This is a genomic window from Streptomyces sp. NPDC029139 (assembly GCF_055564335.1).
In genome coordinates this window covers 158,563-175,134 of sequence record NZ_JBVHWN010000014.1, presented here as the reverse complement: position 1 = coordinate 175,134, position 16,572 = coordinate 158,563, and the positions used below count along the sequence as shown (strand labels likewise).

Here is a 16,572-nt window from a genome sequence, read left to right as displayed (position 1 = left end):
CGGTGAGGGTCAATTGATGTCCGCGGTGCGGTCGCCCTTCTTGGTCGCCGACTTGGGCACACCCTTGCTGCCAGGCTTGGCCGCCGACCTGGGCGTCGCCGGGGCCGGGGGCGAGGCCGGGACCGGGGCCACGGACTTTGGCCCAGCCTTGGGCCCAGACTTCGACGACGACACGGACGCGGCCTTGGCCGCCGGCCTGGGCCCCCGTACCGAGGCACCCTTCCCTGCCGGCTCGGGCGCCGGCTCGGGCGCCGGCTCGGAGATCGTGCCGCCCCGCGTCGCGTCCGCCGCCGCGTACAGCTCCTTCGGCCGTACGCCGGGGAACGACGCGACGAGATGCCCGTCCGGCCGCACCAGCAGGACCGTGTGGGCGGCGGCGCCCGGATACGCCTCCGTCACCAGCAGCTCCGCCTTCACCGGCAGTGCCCGCACCGCCTCCACGAGCCGGGGCATCACGCCCGCGCTCATCCAGTGCCTGCGGTCCCACACCCCCGTCCCCGGTGCGACGAGGACCACCAGGAGCCGTCCCTGCCCGAGCCGGTCCCGGAGCCGTACGGTCGTACCGTCCGGGGCCGTCACCCGGACGTCCTCGACCGGCGCGCCCTCGTCCGTGCCCACCGCCACCTGGGACGCCCCGGCGTCCAGGGGTGCGAGGGGGGAGTGCGGGTACGCGGGGGGTGCCCCCAGCGGGCCACGCCCCAGATGGCCGTCCGTCAACAGGCTGTCGTGTCCGCGCGTGCCGCCCGCGAGGTACGTCCGCAGCCCCCCGCCGCCGCGCAGCACGGGCAGCGACTGGTCGGCGGCCCGCAGCCGGGAGGCCACGGCCGCCCGCCGCTCGCTCTGGTAGCTGTCGAGCAGGGTGTCCGAGGCCATGTGGTGCCAGGCGTACGCGAGCTTCCACGCCAGGTTGTCGGCGTCCCGCAGGCCCTCGTCGACGCCCTGCGTGCCGACCGCGCCGAGCAGATGCGCGGCGTCGCCCGCGAGGAAGACCCGGTCGACCCGCCAGCGCCGGGCGAGCCGGTGGTGCAGGGTGTGGACCCCGGTGTCGATCAACTCGTACGGCGGTGTCTCCCCGCCGCACCAGCCGGCGAGCGTGTCGCGGATCTTCATCACGAGCGCGTCAGGGGTGACGAGATCGCCCCGCGGCGGCAGCAGCCAGTCGATCCGCCACACCCCGTCGGGCAGGGGGCGGGCCGTGACCTCCTCGCCGCCGCCCCGCCACGGCGGTTGACGGTGCAACAACGCCTCGCCCGGCCAGGGCAGTTCCGTGCGCAGCGCGGCGACCGCGTGCCGCTCCACCGCTGTACGCCCCGGGAAGCGGATGGAGAGCAGTTTGCGCACCGTGGAGCGGGCACCGTCGCAGCCGACCAGATGACTGCCGCGCCACCAGGTGCCGCCGGGGCCACGGGTGTGCGCGGTGACACCACGCCCGTCCTGCTCGATCGTGTCCAGCCGGGCCTCGGTGACGAGCTGGATGAGTTCCTGCCCGGCGATCGCGTCGCGCAGACCGCGCGCGAGGGCGTGCTGGGGGATGTGAAGCGGGGCGGCGGGGCCTTCTCCGTCACTCTCCGTACCGCCGAGACCGAGATTCAGCTCGATGTGCCTCATCTGTTGCTTGCGACGCAGTGAGCGCCAGCCGACCCAGCGGACCCCCTCGTCACGGAGGGTGGCGCAGCCGAGCCGCTCCACCATCGCGGCCATGTCGGCGCGCAGCACGACGGTGCGCGCGGGGCGCGGTTCCTCCTTGCCGGGCCCCTCGTCGAGGACGACGCTGGGAACACCCTGCGAGGCCAGGGCAAGGGAGAGCGCGAGGCCCACGGGCCCCGCGCCGACGATGATCACCGGGTCCACGGCGCGGCTCCTGAAGGCCGTTCGGTCATGCGGGTAGCACAGCGAAGAGTGGCGCGAGCCCGGTGCGTGATCACAGAACGTATGCAACCCATTGCGGGTGCTTGCGTCAAGCGACGGGGCAGCGGCGCGAACGCCACTGCCCCGGGATGATGTCACATACTGTCAGTTCTTCGTGATACCGGGCCCGTCGGCCCTGTCACCGGCCGGCGCCGCGTCGTCGAGCACCCCGGGCGCCTCGGCCGGCTCGGCCGCCGCGTGCACCGCGATCCCGGTCTTGGCCCGTCGGCCCCGCTTCTCGATCCAGGTCGCGAGCGCGGAGAGCGCCAGACACATCGCGATGTAGATGGTGCCGATGACCACGATGGTGGACACGTACGGATACTGGCCGTTGACCTGCGTGTTCGAGGCGATCAGGCGAGCCGTCTGGAGCAGCTCGGGGTAGAGGATCACGAAGCCGAGCGAGGTGTCCTTCAGAGTGACCACGAGCTGGCTGATGATCGTCGGCAGCATCGCCCGGACAGCCTGCGGCATCAGGACGGTCCTCATCACCTGGCTCTTGCTCATACCCAAGGCGTACGCGGCCTCGCGCTGCCCCTTGGGCACCGCGTTCACGCCGGCGCGCAGGATCTCGGCCTGCACACAGCCGTTGTAGACCGAGAGCCCGAGCGCCAGCGCCCACATCGAGTAGTCGATCAGGAAGCCGACCCACACGGCGTAGATCGTGATCAGCAGCGGGATGGAGCGGAAGACTTCGATGAAGCCCGTGGCCAGCAGGCGGACCGGCTTGTGGTCGGAGAGTCGGCCGACGGCGAGGAACACACCGAGGATGATCGAGCCGACCGCCGCGAGGCCGAACGCCTTCAGGGTGGCGACGACGGCGTCGGCGATGTTCTGCCGGATGCCCGCGTAGTTGAAGATGTCCCACATCGCGGGGTCGAGATGACCCTTTTCGCTCAGCCGGACGATGCTCACGGCCAGGAGCGCGATGATGGCTACGGTGCCCAGGACGGCGTAGATCCGGTTGCGGACGCGCGCCTTGGGGCCCGGGGTGTCGTAAAGAACGCTGGCACTCATCGGGCGACCTCCATGCGGCGCTCAAGGAGAGTGAAGATCCCGCTGATCGTGAAGGTGACGACGAGGTAGGCGGCGGCGACCCACACGAAGATCGGGACGATGTCGTAGCCCTGCTCGCTCATCAGGGTCTGCCAGCCGAACAGCTCGGTGACGCTGAAGGCACCCGCGATGGCCGAGTTCTTGGTGAGCGCGATGAAGATCGAGCTCAGCGGCGGCAGCACGGTCCGGGTGGCCTGCGGCAGCACGATCATCCGCAGGGTCTGGGAGAACGTCATTCCGAGCGAGCGGGCCGCCTCCGCCTGGCCGATCGGCACCGTGCTGATGCCGGACCGGACGGCCTCGCAGATGAACGCGGAGGTGTAGAAGCCGAGCGCGAGCGAGCCGAGCACGAAGGGGCTCATACCCGGGAAGAGGATCTCCGGGATCACGAAGAACGAGACCAGGAAGAGCAGGGTCAGCGGGGTGTTGCGCAGCAGCGTGACCCAGAGGGTGCCGAAGAAGCGCAGCGGCGGCACGGGCGAGACCCGGAAGCCGGCGACGATGATGCCGAGGACCAGCGCGATGACCGAGCTGACGGCGGTGATCGACACGGTTCCTATGAAGCCGTCGCGGAACTCCGGGAAATGGTCGAGCAGTACGTTCATGAGGTCTCCGCGTCGGCGGTCAGCGGCTTACGGGCAGGAGGAGGGGCGCCCCGTACTCCCGTACGGGGCGCTCGACTTCAGGCGAAGGATCAGTAGCGGTTGACCGCCGGCGGCTCGACGTACGCGGAGCCGGACAGACCCAGAGTCGCCTCGTAGATCTTCTTGTACGTGCCGTCCTTCACGTACTTCTCCAGCGTGTCGTTGATCTTGTCACGCAGGACCTTGTCGTCCTTGGGCACGCCGACACCGTAGGGCTCCTCGGTGAAGGGCTTGCCGACGACCTTGAGCTTGCCGGCGTTGGCGGCGGCGTAACCCTTGAGGATCGAGTCATCGGTGGTGACCGCGTCGACCTGCTTGGTCAGCAGCTGCTGCACGCAGTCCGAGTACTTGGCGAGCTCGGTGGTCTCGGCGCCGTACTGGGGCTTCTTGATCTCCTGCAGCGGGGTGGAACCCGTGATGGAGCAGACCTTCTTGCCCTTGAGGGTCTCCGGACCGGTGATCGCGGTCTCGTCCTTGCGGACCAGGAGGTCGGCGCCGGCCTTGTAGTACGGGCCCGCGAAGCCGACCTGCGCCTTGCGCTTGTCGTTGATCGTGTACGTGCCGACGTAGTAGTCGACCGTGCCACCGGAGATCGCCGTCTCGCGGGACTTGGAGTCGACCGTCTTCCACTCGATCTTGTCCTCGGTGAAACCGAGCTCCGCCGCGATCATCTTGGCGATCTCGACGTCGAAGCCGGACCGCTCCTTGGTGGCCTGGTCCTCGAAGCCGAGGTAGGGCTGGTCGGCCTTGGAGCCGACGATCAGCTTGCCGCGCTCCTTCGCCTTCTTGAAGGTCGGCGAGTCAAGGTTCACGTCGGTGGCGACGATGTACTTGGGGAGCTGGGGGGCGCTCGAGTCGCCGGGCTTCACGGCGGGCTTGTCGCCGGCCGAGCCCTCCTTGCCACCACAGGCGGTCGCGGTGAGCGCGAGCACGGCGACGGCCACGGCCGCGGACTTGCGGAGCTTCATGGTGAACATCCCTTGGTTCGTGGGTTGTTGGACGCAGGGTGAATCATGCGGGCTGACCGTCGTCAGTGGTGCAGGATTTTCGAAAGGAAGTCCTTGGCCCGGTCGCTGCGCGGGTTGCTGAAGAACTCGTCCGGCGTGGCCTGCTCGACGATCTTGCCGTCCGCCATGAACACGACGCGGTTGGCCGCGGAGCGCGCGAAACCCATCTCATGGGTGACGACCACCATCGTCATTCCCTCGCGCGCCAGCTGCTGCATGACCTCGAGGACCTCGTTGATCATCTCGGGGTCCAGAGCCGACGTCGGCTCGTCGAACAGCATGACCTTCGGGTCCATCGCCAACGCCCGGGCGATGGCCACGCGTTGCTGCTGACCACCGGAGAGCTGCGCCGGGTACTTGTCCGCCTGAGTGCCGACACCCACCCGGTCGAGCAGCGCGCGGGCCTTGGTCTCGGCGGCCTTCTTCTCGGTCCTGCGGACCTTGACCTGCCCCAGCATCACGTTCTCGAGCACGGTCTTGTGCGCGAAAAGGTTGAACGACTGGAAGACCATGCCGACGTCGGCGCGCAGCCGGGCCAGCTCCTTGCCCTCCTGGGGCAACGGCTGGTTGTCGATGGTGATGGTGCCGGAGTCGATCGTCTCCAGGCGGTTGATGGTGCGGCACAGCGTGGACTTACCGGACCCCGAGGGTCCGATGACGACCACGACCTCGCCACGGGCGATGGTCAGGTCGATGTCCTGGAGCACATGCAGCGCGCCGAAGTGCTTGTTCACGTCGGACAGCACGACCAGGTCGCCCGCCGCCGCAACGGCGTCTTCCGAGCCCTTGGTCACTGACACTCCGCTCATCGGCTTCTTGCTCCGTCCTCCTCGGTTGGGAGGACACTAGGCACGTGGTGCGACGAGCGTCATTACATCTGAGCGGAAATTGAGGATAACGATACGGCCGCAACCGGACACACTGCGTGAACGGGACGGCCGGTGGCGTACCGGGTGGATAACAGAAACCCCGGCGTGACAGAGGGACACTTGACTGTGACGCCGATGATCGGCGTTCATGCCCTGGTACACAGATAGCCATCACACGCTCACGAAGTCACGCGAAGCCATCCGCTCACGAGCCACCCGCTCGCCAGAGACCCGCTCACGAGCCACCCGCTCGCGCGACACACGACGCCACCGGAGGGGGGCCATGAGACTCCTGCTCGTCGAGGACGACGACCATGTCGCCGCGGCCCTGTCCGCCGTACTGGCGAAGCACGGGTTCGCGGTCACCCACGCCCGCAACGGCGAGGAGGCCCTGCAGGCGGTCCTGCCCGCCGCGCACGGAGAGCGCCCCTCGTACGGCGTGATCCTGCTCGACCTCGGCCTGCCCGACCAGGACGGATACCAGGTCTGCGGCCGGATCCGTAAGCTCACCACCACCCCCGTGATCATGGTGACCGCGCGGGCCGACGTGCGCTCCCGCATACACGGGCTCAACCTCGGCGCCGACGACTACGTGGTCAAGCCGTACGACACCGGCGAACTGCTCGCCCGGATCCACGCCGTCAGCCGGCGCACGGCCGGGGGCGAGGAGTCCGGCGCGGCCGGCGAGGAAGCCGCGCTGCGGCTCGGCTCCGTCGTCATCGAGCTGCCCACCCGCCGCGTCAGCGTCGACGGCAACGCCGTGCAGCTCACCCGCAAGGAGTTCGACCTGCTCGCGCTGCTCGCCCAGCGGCCCGGTGTGGTCTTCCGGCGGGAGCAGATCATCAGCGAGGTCTGGCGCACCAGTTGGGAGGGGACCGGCCGCACGCTCGAGGTGCACGTCGCCTCGCTCCGCTCCAAGCTGGCCATGCCCGCCCTGATCGAGACCGTGCGTGGCGTCGGCTACCGCCTGGTCGCCCCGGACGCGTAGCCGCCGGGGTCCCACGTGCGCACGCGTCTCCTCCCGCTCCTCCTCGTCCTCATGGCCGGGGTCCTGCTCGCCCTCGGCTTCCCGCTCGCCGCCAGCCTGGCCGCGGCCGAACAGCAGCGCGTCGTCGTCGACCGGCTCGACGACGCGGCGCGGTTCGCCGCGCTCGCCCAGTTCGTCAGCGAGTCCGACCCCGGCATCGACGAGCGCCGCACGACACTCCGCGGCGAACTCGCCAGTTACCACGACGTGTACGGCATCCGGACCGGCATCTTCTACCGCGACCGCCAGGCCATGGCCGCCGCGCCCGAGGACTGGATCGTCCCGTACGAGGGGGAGGGCCGCCGTGCCTTCCAGGAGGCGCTGCTCGGCCGCCGCAGCCACGACCCGCCGCAGGTCTGGCCCTGGCAGCCGAACGCTCGTCTCATCATCGCCTCGCCCGTCGTGCGGGACGGTGACGTCGTCGCGGTCGTGGTCACCGATTCGCCCACCGGGCAGCTCCGTTCGCGCATCCTGCACGGCTGGCTCATCATCGCGGCGGGCGAGTCGGCGGCGATGCTGCTGGCCGTCGGCGCCGCGTTCCGGCTCACCGGGTGGGTGCTGCGGCCCGTCCGCGTGCTGGACGCCGTCACCCACGACATCGCCACCGGGCGGATGAAGTCCCGGGTGGCCGCGGCCGGCGGACCGCCCGAACTGCGCCGGCTCGCCCGCTCCTTCAACGAGATGGCCGACAACGTCGAGGACGTGCTGGAACAGCAGCGCGCGTTCGTCGCCGACGCCTCCCACCAGCTGCGCAACCCGCTCTCCGCGCTGCTGCTGCGCATCGAGCTGCTCGCCCTCGAACTGCCCGAGGGAAACGCGGAGATCGCGTCCGTCCGTACGGAGGGCAAGCGGCTCGCGCAGGTGCTGGACGACCTGCTCGACCTGGCTCTCGCCGAGCACACCTCCGCGGATCTGCGGCTCACCGACATCGGCGCGCTGGCGGACGAGCGGATGACCGCCTGGCGCCCGCTGGCCGAGGAGAAGGGCGTGCGGCTGACCGGGGAGCGGCGGGCGGTGACGGCGTGGGCGGACCCGGTGGCGCTCTCCAGCGCGCTGGACGCGGTGATCGACAACGCGCTGAAGTTCACGCCGGCGGGGGAGGAGGTCACGGTCAGCGTGGCCTCCGGCGGCGACACCTGCACGATCGTGGTGGCGGACCGCGGGCCCGGGCTGACGAGCGAGGAGCTCGAACGGGTCGGTGACCGCTTCTGGCGCAGCAACCGCCACCAGAACATCAAGGGCTCGGGGCTGGGCCTGTCCATCTCCCGGGTGCTGCTGACGGCGGGGGGCGGCTCGATCACGTACGCGCCGAACGAGCCGCACGGGCTGAGGGTGACGGTCACGGTGCCGAGGACGCGACCGCAGGGGTACTGAAGGGCGGTTCCGGCGAGGGGGTCGAGCACGGCTGCGGCGTCGCTACGGCGTTGGCACCGGCACCGGCTTCGGCACCGGCTTCGGCACCGACTTGGGTTTGGGCGTCGGCACGGCTTGCGCTACGGCGCGGCTACGGCTTCACGGAGCGGTAGTAGCGCCGGGCACCCTCATGGAGGGTCAAGGGCTCCGTGTAGACGGCGGTCCGCAGGTCCACCAGCTGGGCGGGGTGCACCTGACTGCCGATCCGGTCGCGGCTTCTGATCACGGTGCGGGTGAAACCCTCCACGAGCGCCGGATCCGCGGCCTCGGTCGTCACCAGGAGGTTGGCCACGGCCAGGGTCTCCACCGGCTGGCCGTCCTGCGCGCGGGTGTAGGCGTCCGCCGGGATGACGGCGGAGCGGTAGTGGCGGTTCGACTCGCCGACGTCGTGAAGGTTGTCGATCAGCGTCGCGTCCAGCGGAACGAGTCGTACCGGGAACCGCTCGGACAGCGACTGGACGGCTTGGGTGGGCAGGCCGCCCGACCAGAAGAACGCGTCCAGCTGCCGGCGCTCCAGCAGGCCCGGCATGGTGTCGATGCCGGCCGGCACGGGCTCGATCTCGACGTCGGGCGTCAGGCCGCCCGCGGCCAGGACGCGGTCCGCGATGAGCCGGACCCCGGAGCCTTCCTGGCCGACTCCGACCCGCAGCCCGCGCAGGTCGGCCACCGACCGCACGGGCGAATCCTTGCGGACGACGAGCTGTACGTAGTCGTCGTAGAGGCGGGCGCACCCGCGCAGCCGGTCGAAGCCCGGTTTGCGGTCCCGCTGGTACTGGGCCACGGCGTCGGACGTCGCGATGGTGAAATCCGCCTCGCCGGAGGCCAGCCGCGCGAGGTTCTGCTGGGAGCCCTCGCTGTTCTTCAGCGCTATCGACACGTCCGGCAGATCGCGGGCCAGGGCCTGCTTGAGCAGCTCCCCGTACCGCTGGTAGACGCCGGTCGGGACGCCCGTACTGAACGTGACCCGGCCGCTGGGCGCCGGTGTACCGAACGGAACAAGCCACCACACGAGCAACCCACACACCACCAGCAACGCCGCCGACGCCTGGAGGAGGCGGCGGCGGGCGGCACGGGAGAGCGAGGCGAACATGGCGCGATCCTGCCAGCTCCCTCCCCATGCTGGCCAGGCCGATCATTCGGCTCCATGATCACGCGCGCGTGGCCCCGGACGGCGCGAGACTCCGTGACGACATCGCCCGTGAACGCCATGAGGCGCCCACGGGGGCCGACCCGCCTCGTCGGGAGCCGGGCGCGGTGGGCCCGTGGGTCACAGCTCGGCCGCCTGGCTCCTCAGCCATCCGAGCAGGCCGGCGACCCGCTCGTCCTGCTCGGGCGGCTGCGGGCTGAGCAGGTGGTAGCCCGTGCCGTCCTCCACCAGTCCGAAGGGCGCCACGAGCTGGCCGCGCATGAGGTCGTCGTGCACGAGCGCGTACGGACCGATGGCGACGCCGATCCCGGCGACGGCCGCCTGCAGGGCCAGGTAGAAGTGCTCGAAGGTCTGCTCTCCCGAGGCGTCGACCCGGTGGCGCGTGAGCCGCTTCCAGTCGTCCCAGGCCCGCGGCCGGGTCTTCGTGTGCAGAATCGTCACGCCGACGACGCCACCCTTGCCCATCACCCGCTCCGCCATGTCCGCATCGCAGACCGGACCGATCCGCTCCAGGAAGAGCGGAGAGCGGCTCACGCCCTCGGGCACGGGAAAGTCGTCGCGGCGCAACGCGACGTCCACAGGGTCCCGGTCGAAGGACACGGGCCCGCCTCCCGCCGACAGGTGCACGTCGAGACCGGGCACCCGATCGGCGAGGTCCGGCAGACGAGGGATGAGCCAGCGCATCAGCAGGGTGGGCTCGCAGGAGAGAGCGAGCGGGCCGCCGCGCTCCCGGCGCGAGACCTCCCGGACCGCCGTGTTCACCTGGTCGAGCGCGTCGCGGACGGCGGCCACCAGGCGGCGGGCCTGCGGCGTGGGTCGCAGGGATCTGGTCCCACGCTCGAAGAGCGTGATGCCCAGGGACTTCTCCAGGTTCTGGATCTGACGACTGACCGCACCGTGGGTCACATGGAGCTCCTGGGCGGCCCGGGTCATGCTCGCGTGGCGCACGGTCGCCTCGAAGGGCAGCAGTGAATTCAGCGGAGGGAGATCGGGCCAGCGCATGCGTGCAATTTACTCACAGATGCGGTGAGAAGGAATCGCTTGTCCAGCCGCTCTCCGAACGCCAGTGTTGATCTCGTCACCGGTCACAGATCCGAGGAGGGCGCAGCATGATGGTGGGACCCCAGGCCGATCCCGTCCCCGACCCCGGCCCCGATGCCGTCCCCGAGCCCGTTCGCGTTCCTGTCGCGGGCATCGCGGGCATCGCGGGCATCGCGGTTCTCGCGGACGACCTCACCAGCGCCGGCGACGGCGCGGCGCCCTTTCGCAGAGCCGGCCACCGGGCGAGGGTCCTCCTGGAACCCGGCGCCGGGTCAGCGTTCGACATCTCGGCGCCCGCGCCGGCGTTCGACGGGGTCGTCGCCGTCGACCTCGGCAGCCGACTGCTGGACGAGCCCGCGGCCGTTCTCGCGGCCGCGCGGGCCGCCGGTGCGTTCGCGGCGGCCGAGCTGCTGATCAAGACGGTCGACTCGACGCTCCGGGGGCATGTGGCGGCCGAGGTCCGCGCCGCCCACGCCGCCTCGGGCCGACGGGCCGTCGTCGTCGCGCCCGCGTTCCCGGCCGAGGGCCGGACCACGGTCCAGGGGGTCCAGTACGTGCACGGCGTGCCCGTGCACGAGACGGAGTTCGCCCACGACCCCGCCCACCCCGTGAGCTGCTCGGACCTCGCACGGCTGCTGCCGGAAGCCGACCTTCTGGAACCGGACCAGTTCGGGAAGCTGCCCGAACTGATCGAGCGGGGAGGTACGTTCGTCTGTGCGGCGACCACGGACGCCGACCTCGACCGCCTCGTCGCCTCAGTGCCACGAGCGGGCGAGGTGCTCTGGGTCGGCTCCCCGGGCCTCGCCACGGCGCTGGCCCGGCACCACCCCCGTACCCCGGCGGGCGCAGTCCCCGAACCCCCCGTCGCCCGGCGCCCGTTGGTGGTCGTCGGAAGTGCGAACCCCGCCACACGGCGCCAGCTGGACCGCCTACGGGCGAGGGTGGACGTGACAGCAGCCGCTGCCGTGGACGACGTTTCCACGGCCGTCGACGCCCTGCGCAGGTCTCCCGCTCCCGTGCTCGCCGTCCACACCCCCGACGAGCGCCGCGCGGCGGCACCTGGCTCGCTCACGGCCGACCTGGCCCGAGTGGTACGCGATCTGGTGACGGGAGGGCCGGTCGACGGACTCGTCCTCACCGGAGGAGAGACCGCCGTGGCGGTCCTCGAAGCTCTCCGCTCCGAAGGCATCGACCTGGTCGACGAACCCGAGCCCGGGGTCGCTCGCGGCGTCCTGCCCGGACCCTCCCCCATCCCCGTTCTGATCAAAGCGGGCGGCTTCGGTGACGAGGGGACCCTCGACCGGCTGTGCCGTCTCCTGATGGAGGGCGGGCCTGCCGCATGAACCCTCACACCGCTGCACCCCCCGTCGCCGTCACCATGGGCGACCCGAACGGCATCGGGCCCGAGATCACCGTCAAGGCGTACGCCGACCCCCGCCGCCGCCCTCCGGTCGTCGTCATCGGTGACCCGGACGTTCTCTCCAGGGCCTGCCGCATCACGGGCGCCGCGCTGACCGTCCGGCCGGTCGACTCCGTCGCCGAGGCCACCCACAGCGCCGGCGTCATGGAGGTCCTGACCGAGGGCACGCTGCCCGCGGACCTCGCGCCGGGGGTGGTGGACGCCCGCGCCGGAGCGGCTTCCTTCCGTTACGTACGCCGTGGCACCGAGCTCGCCCTCGGTGGCGAGATCCGGGCCCTCACCACCGCGCCGATCAACAAGGAGGCCCTGAGACTGGCGGGTCTGCCCTACCCGGGGCACACGGAGATCCTCGCCGAGCTCTCGGGCACGAGCGACTACGCCATGATGATGGCGAACGACGAGCTACGGATCGTCCTGGTCACCGTCCACCAATCACTGCGCTCGGCACTCGACTCGCTCACCACTGCCCGCGAGCTGGAGATCATCCGGCTGACGCACCGTACGCTCCGGACCGGCGGTCGAACGGGACTCCGTCCCCGTATAGCCGTCGCTGCCCTCAACCCCCACGCGGGGGAGAACGGGCTCTTCGGCCGCGAGGACCTCGACATCATCGAACCGGCCGTCCGAGCCGCCCAGCGCGAAGGCATCGACGCCAGCGGCCCCTGGCCCGCCGACACCGTCTTCATGCGCGCCCGCGCCGGCGAGTTCGACGCCGTCGTCGCCCAGTACCACGATCAGGGGCTCATACCCGTCAAGTACCTGGGCCTGGAGCACGGCGTCAACATCACCATCGGCCTGCCCTTCGTACGGACCAGCGTCGACCACGGCACGGCCTTCGACCTCGCCGGCCAGGGCACCGCCGACCACACCAGCCTGCTCACGGCTCTGCACCACGCCGACGACCTCGCGGGGGAGTGACCGTCGCCGCCCCGATGGCGATCCCGACCAGTGAACGCCGACAGAGCCGGCCGTTCCACGCCGACCGACAAAGCCGGTCGCCGTTCCACGCCGACCGACAAAGCCGGTCGTTCCACGCCGACCGGCAGGTGACCGGCGGCACCCTCGCACAGGTTCGTCCCCATCCGTCTCGCACCGACCCCGAGGAATCCCACCGTGGACTTCATCTTCATGCTCACCCGTGACGACCGGACGGTCACCGACTGCCTCGACGTCCTCGACGCCGTCCGGGACTTCGGCACCGCCCCCATCGGTCACATCGGCTTCAAGGACGTCGGCGTCGGTCCCACCACGCTCGCCCGCCTCCACCAGGAGATCAAGGACATGGGCGCCACCAGCTACCTCGAGGTCGTCAGCACCACCCGCGAGCAGGCCCTCGCCTCGGTGCGGTCCGCGATCGACCTCGGCGTCGACCGGCTGATGGGCGGCACCTGGATCGACGAGACACTGGCGCTCCTCGCCGGTACCGGCATCGAGTACCTCCCCTTCGTGGGCGAGCCGCTCGGCCGTCCCACACGCCTGGCCGGCGATCCGGCCCGCATCGCCGAGGACTGCCGACGGGCCGAGGCGGCCGGCTGCGCGGGCGTGGACCTGCTCGCCCACCGCGCCACGGACGCCGATCCGCCGGCCCTGGTCCGCGCCGCCCGGGCCGCCACCACGGGCCGGCTGGTGGTCGCTGGCAGCATCACCACGGCCGGTCAGATACAGGCCCTCGCGGACGCCGGAGCCGACGCCTTCACCATCGGTTCCGCCGCCTTCAACGGCTCACTCCGCCCCGACGCGGGAACACTCGGCGCCCAGCTCGCGGCAGTCGTCGCGGCCACCGCCACGGCCGCGGGCTGAGGGCAGGCGGCGGGCACCGGGCGCGACGCGACGCCCTCCTGGTGGCCTCCCGGCCACCCGGCGGCGGCTCGGGGCGGGGCAATGCCTGGCACCGCATACCCTTGTTCCATGACCAGCAGCGACCGGAGCCAGACAGTGGACGTTCAGCGAACCTACGAAGTGCGCACCTACGGGTGTCAGATGAACGTCCACGACTCCGAGCGGCTCTCCGGTCTGCTGGAGGACGCCGGGTACGTCCGGGCCCCCGAGGGCTCCGACGGTGACGCCGACGTCGTCGTCTTCAACACCTGCGCGGTCCGCGAGAACGCCGACAACAAGCTCTACGGCAACCTCGGCCGGCTCGCCCCCAGGAAGACCACGCGTCCGGGCATGCAGATCGCCGTCGGCGGCTGCCTCGCCCAGAAGGACCGCGAGACCATCGTCAAGAAAGCCCCCTGGGTCGACGTCGTCTTCGGCACGCACAACATCGGCAAGCTGCCGGTCCTCCTGGAGCGCGCCCGCATCCAGGAAGAGGCGCAGATCGAGATCGCCGAGTCGCTGGAGGCATTCCCCTCCACCCTGCCGACCCGCCGCGAGTCCGCCTACGCCGCCTGGGTCTCGATCTCCGTCGGCTGCAACAACACCTGCACCTTCTGTATCGTCCCGGCGCTGCGCGGCAAGGAGGAGGACCGCCGTCCCGGCGACATCCTCGCCGAGATCGAGGCGCTGGTCGCCGAGGGCGTCTCGGAGATCACCCTGCTCGGCCAGAACGTCAACGCGTACGGCTCCGACCTGGGCGACCGCGAGGCCTTCTCGAAGCTGCTGCGCGCCTGCGGCGAGATCGAGGGCCTGGAGCGGGTCCGCTTCACCTCGCCGCACCCCCGCGACTTCACCGACGACGTCATCGCGGCGATGGCCGAGACGCCCAACGTGATGCCGCAGCTCCACATGCCGCTGCAGTCCGGCTCGGACACCGTCCTGAGGGCGATGCGCCGCTCGTACCGCCAGGAGCGTTTCCTCGGCATCATCGAGAAGGTGCGCGCGGCCATCCCGCACGCCGCCATCTCCACCGACATCATCGTGGGCTTCCCCGGCGAGACCGAGGAGGACTTCGAGCAGACGATGCACACCGTCCGTGAGGCCCGCTTCGCCAACGCCTTCACCTTCCAGTACTCCAAGCGGCCCGGGACCCCCGCCGCCGAGATGGACGGGCAGATCCCCAAGGAGGTCGTGCAGGCGAGGTACGAGCGTCTCGTCGCCCTCCAGGAGGAGATCTCCTGGGTGGAGAACAAGAAGCAGGTCGGCAGGACGCTCGAGGTCATGGTCGCCGAGGGCGAGGGCCGCAAGGACGGCAGCACGCACCGCCTCTCCGGTCGCGCCCCCGACAACCGGCTCGTCCACTTCACCAAGCCGGACGAGGACGTCCGCCCCGGCGACGTGGTGACCGTCGAGATCACCTACGCCGCCCCGCACCACCTGCTCGCCGAGGGCCCGACGGCATCGGTACGCCGTACCCGCGCCGGCGACGCCTGGGAGAAGCGCACCACCGCGGCCGTCACCCAGCCGGCCGGCGTCCTGCTCGGACTGCCGAAGATCGGCGTTCCGGAGCCGCTGCCCACGGCCTCGGCGCCGGCCTGCGGAAGCCACTGACACCGGCGACCGAGACCGGCGAGGCTACGGCCTGGCCCGTGCGAGGGCGGTCCACCAGGCCACGCCGGGTGCCCGTTCGCGCTCGGTGACCGAGGCGGGAGGGTCTCGCAGTAGGCTGCGGATCATGCTTGTCGCCGCAGCTGTGTGCCCCTGTCCTCCCCTGCTCCTGCCCGAGGTGGCGGCCGGGGCCGCCGGTGAGCTCGACGGAGCCCGCACGGCCTGTTCCGACGCCCTCGCACTGCTCGCCGCCTCCCGGCCCGACCGGCTCCACGTCGTCGGCCCGGCGGACGAGAGCGGGGGCGGAGCATTCCCCGCCGGTTCGGCCGGCGGCTTCGCGGGTTTCGGCGTCGACGTCTCCGTACGGCTCGGTGACGGGCCGGCCGGGGAGCGGCCGCTGCCCGCCTCCCTCGCCGTCGCCGCCTGGCTTCTGGAGCGCACGGCCTGGGCCGCGGCGCCGGTCGAGGGGCTGGGCGTCGACGCGTCGCTGGACACCGCGAGGTGCGTCTCCACCGGACGGGAGCTGGCCGCCACGGCCGACCGTGTCGCGCTCTTGGTGATGGGTGACGGCAGCGCGTGCCGGACGCTCAAGGCCCCGGGCTACCTGGACGAGCGCGCCGCCGCCTTCGACGCGGAGGCCGCCCGTGCCCTGGGCGAGGCCGACCTGGACGCCCTCGTCGCGCTGGACCCGAACCTCGCGCACGAGCTGAAGGCGGCCGGGCGGGCCCCCTGGCAGATCCTCGCGGGCGCCGCCGAAGGAGCGGGCCTGGACGGCAGGCTGCTCTACGAGGACGCGCCGTACGGCGTCGGCTACTTCGTGGCCGCCTGGGCGTAGACCGGCTTCCTTGGCGCTGCCGCAGGCCCCGCAGCGCGAACGGCGGACGGCCGCGGAGCAGCGCGCTCTGCGGCCGTCCGCCGGGCGGAGGGGCTGTCGGTGACGCCGGGCGTCAGCCGGCCGGCGGCGGCGGTGTCGGGCTCTCGCCCTTCGGGCCGCCGTCCTTGTGGGCGATCCGGTCAAGGGCGCCCTTGGCCTTGCCGGTGCCCGACTCGATCTTGGCGCTGTACTTGCCCTTGGTCTTCTCGTCGACCAGCCTCGCGGCCTTCTCCAGGCCGTGGTCGATCTTCTGCTCGTGCTGCTGCGCGAGACCGGAGACCTTGTCCTTGGCAGGGGCGAGCTTGGCCTTCAGTGAATCCAGGAGACCCATGGGTCACCATCCCTCCGGTACGTCCGTTGTGCCGAGCCCTGTCGCCAGGAGCTACTTCCGGGCGCCTTCGCCGGCCTCGTTGTCCGCGGCCGCCTCGGCGGACTGCTGCTTCGGGATCTCGACCGCCTCGACCGCGGCCTCGGCTCCGTCGTCGCCCTCTTCCGCCACCCCGGTCACCTCGGCCCCGGTGGCGCCTTCCGTGGCCTCGGGCTCGGAGTCCCCGGCCTCGCGGGAAGTGGCCTCGGCCTCCTCCGACTCCTCCGTCAGAGCGACGGCCTGGGCCTCCTCCGTCGACGCCTCGGCAGCTTCCTTACCCTTGCGGCGAAACAATGCAAAAACGCCCATTACCACTCCATAGCGTACTCGTGTGGGAGAGGTCCCGCGGCGCCCGGGGCGCCCCATTGCGCCA

At 71.2% G+C, this 16,572-nt stretch carries 16 protein-coding genes; 7 read left to right on the top strand and 9 right to left on the bottom strand.

The genetic code is table 11. The features are described 5' to 3' along the window. Positions 1-9: 9 nt before the first annotated feature. The 5 genes from ACZ4VW_RS26995 to ACZ4VW_RS26975 form a co-directional block, all read right to left on the bottom strand. Positions 10-1,851 carry an FAD-dependent monooxygenase gene (locus ACZ4VW_RS26995; protein ID WP_467966753.1) on the bottom strand — a complete coding sequence of 614 codons (1,842 nt, stop codon included), beginning with the start codon at positions 1,849-1,851 and terminating at the stop codon, positions 10-12. A gap of 162 nt (positions 1,852-2,013) precedes the next feature. Beyond that, complete coding sequence (locus ACZ4VW_RS26990; protein WP_467966751.1) at positions 2,014-2,925, bottom strand: amino acid ABC transporter permease; 912 nt, start codon at positions 2,923-2,925, stop codon at positions 2,014-2,016. Continuing rightward, positions 2,922-3,569 carry an amino acid ABC transporter permease gene (locus tag ACZ4VW_RS26985; protein ID WP_467966749.1) on the bottom strand — a complete coding sequence of 216 codons (648 nt, stop codon included), beginning with the start codon at positions 3,567-3,569 and terminating at the stop codon, positions 2,922-2,924. Before ACZ4VW_RS26985 ends, ACZ4VW_RS26990 begins: the two co-directional genes overlap by 4 nt. 89 nt (positions 3,570-3,658) lie before the next feature. Continuing rightward, positions 3,659-4,576, bottom strand: coding sequence for a glutamate ABC transporter substrate-binding protein (locus tag ACZ4VW_RS26980; protein WP_467966747.1), 918 nt, complete (start codon positions 4,574-4,576; stop codon positions 3,659-3,661). Between the two features lie 62 nt (positions 4,577-4,638). Then, positions 4,639-5,424: an amino acid ABC transporter ATP-binding protein gene (locus ACZ4VW_RS26975; protein WP_467966745.1), complete on the bottom strand. Its 786-nt coding sequence runs from the start codon at positions 5,422-5,424 to the stop codon at positions 4,639-4,641. Positions 5,425-5,767: 343 nt separating this feature from the next. Here ACZ4VW_RS26975 and ACZ4VW_RS26970 point away from each other — a divergent pair, with 343 nt between their 5' ends. Continuing rightward, positions 5,768-6,472: a response regulator transcription factor gene (locus ACZ4VW_RS26970; protein ID WP_467966743.1), complete on the top strand. Its 705-nt coding sequence runs from the start codon at positions 5,768-5,770 to the stop codon at positions 6,470-6,472. Positions 6,473-6,487: 15 nt separating this feature from the next. After that, the gene (locus tag ACZ4VW_RS26965) at positions 6,488-7,885 is read left to right on the top strand and encodes a sensor histidine kinase (RefSeq protein ID WP_467966741.1); all 1,398 of its coding nucleotides are present in this window, start codon (positions 6,488-6,490) and stop codon (positions 7,883-7,885) included. Positions 7,886-8,015: 130 nt separating this feature from the next. Here the strand turns inward: ACZ4VW_RS26965 and ACZ4VW_RS26960 are convergent, their stop codons facing one another. Further along, on the bottom strand, positions 8,016-9,014 hold the full coding sequence (locus tag ACZ4VW_RS26960; RefSeq protein WP_467966739.1) for a TAXI family TRAP transporter solute-binding subunit: 999 nt from the start codon (positions 9,012-9,014) through the stop codon (positions 8,016-8,018). Positions 9,015-9,191: 177 nt separating this feature from the next. Then, entirely contained in the window at positions 9,192-10,073 is an 882-nt protein-coding gene (locus tag ACZ4VW_RS26955) for a LysR substrate-binding domain-containing protein (protein WP_467966737.1), read from the bottom strand. 107 nt (positions 10,074-10,180) lie between these two features. Between ACZ4VW_RS26955 and ACZ4VW_RS26950 the strand changes: the two genes are divergently transcribed. The 5 genes from ACZ4VW_RS26950 to ACZ4VW_RS26930 all read left to right on the top strand — a co-directional run bounded on the left by ACZ4VW_RS26950 (position 10,181) and on the right by ACZ4VW_RS26930 (position 15,793). Beyond that, complete coding sequence (locus ACZ4VW_RS26950; protein WP_467966735.1) at positions 10,181-11,455, top strand: four-carbon acid sugar kinase family protein; 1,275 nt, start codon at positions 10,181-10,183, stop codon at positions 11,453-11,455. Then, a complete protein-coding gene (pdxA, locus tag ACZ4VW_RS26945) occupies positions 11,452-12,450 on the top strand; it encodes a 4-hydroxythreonine-4-phosphate dehydrogenase PdxA (RefSeq protein WP_467966733.1) in 999 nt (332 codons plus the stop codon). Before ACZ4VW_RS26950 ends, pdxA begins: the two co-directional genes overlap by 4 nt. A gap of 195 nt (positions 12,451-12,645) precedes the next feature. After that, positions 12,646-13,332 carry a HisA/HisF-related TIM barrel protein gene (locus ACZ4VW_RS26940; RefSeq protein ID WP_467966731.1) on the top strand — a complete coding sequence of 229 codons (687 nt, stop codon included), beginning with the start codon at positions 12,646-12,648 and terminating at the stop codon, positions 13,330-13,332. A 108-nt stretch (positions 13,333-13,440) separates the two neighbouring features. Then, positions 13,441-14,961 carry a tRNA (N6-isopentenyl adenosine(37)-C2)-methylthiotransferase MiaB gene (gene miaB, locus ACZ4VW_RS26935; protein WP_467966729.1) on the top strand — a complete coding sequence of 507 codons (1,521 nt, stop codon included), beginning with the start codon at positions 13,441-13,443 and terminating at the stop codon, positions 14,959-14,961. A 124-nt stretch (positions 14,962-15,085) separates the two neighbouring features. Next, positions 15,086-15,793, top strand: a complete 708-nt coding sequence (locus tag ACZ4VW_RS26930; protein ID WP_467966727.1) for a class III extradiol dioxygenase subunit B-like domain-containing protein — start codon at positions 15,086-15,088, stop codon at positions 15,791-15,793. A 112-nt stretch (positions 15,794-15,905) separates the two neighbouring features. Here ACZ4VW_RS26930 and ACZ4VW_RS26925 read toward each other — a convergent pair whose 3' ends face one another. Then, positions 15,906-16,163, bottom strand: a complete 258-nt coding sequence (locus ACZ4VW_RS26925) for an antitoxin (RefSeq protein WP_467966725.1) — start codon at positions 16,161-16,163, stop codon at positions 15,906-15,908. A 51-nt stretch (positions 16,164-16,214) separates the two neighbouring features. Continuing rightward, the gene (locus tag ACZ4VW_RS26920) at positions 16,215-16,508 is read right to left on the bottom strand and encodes a hypothetical protein (RefSeq protein WP_467966723.1); all 294 of its coding nucleotides are present in this window, start codon (positions 16,506-16,508) and stop codon (positions 16,215-16,217) included. Positions 16,509-16,572 lie beyond the last annotated feature (64 nt).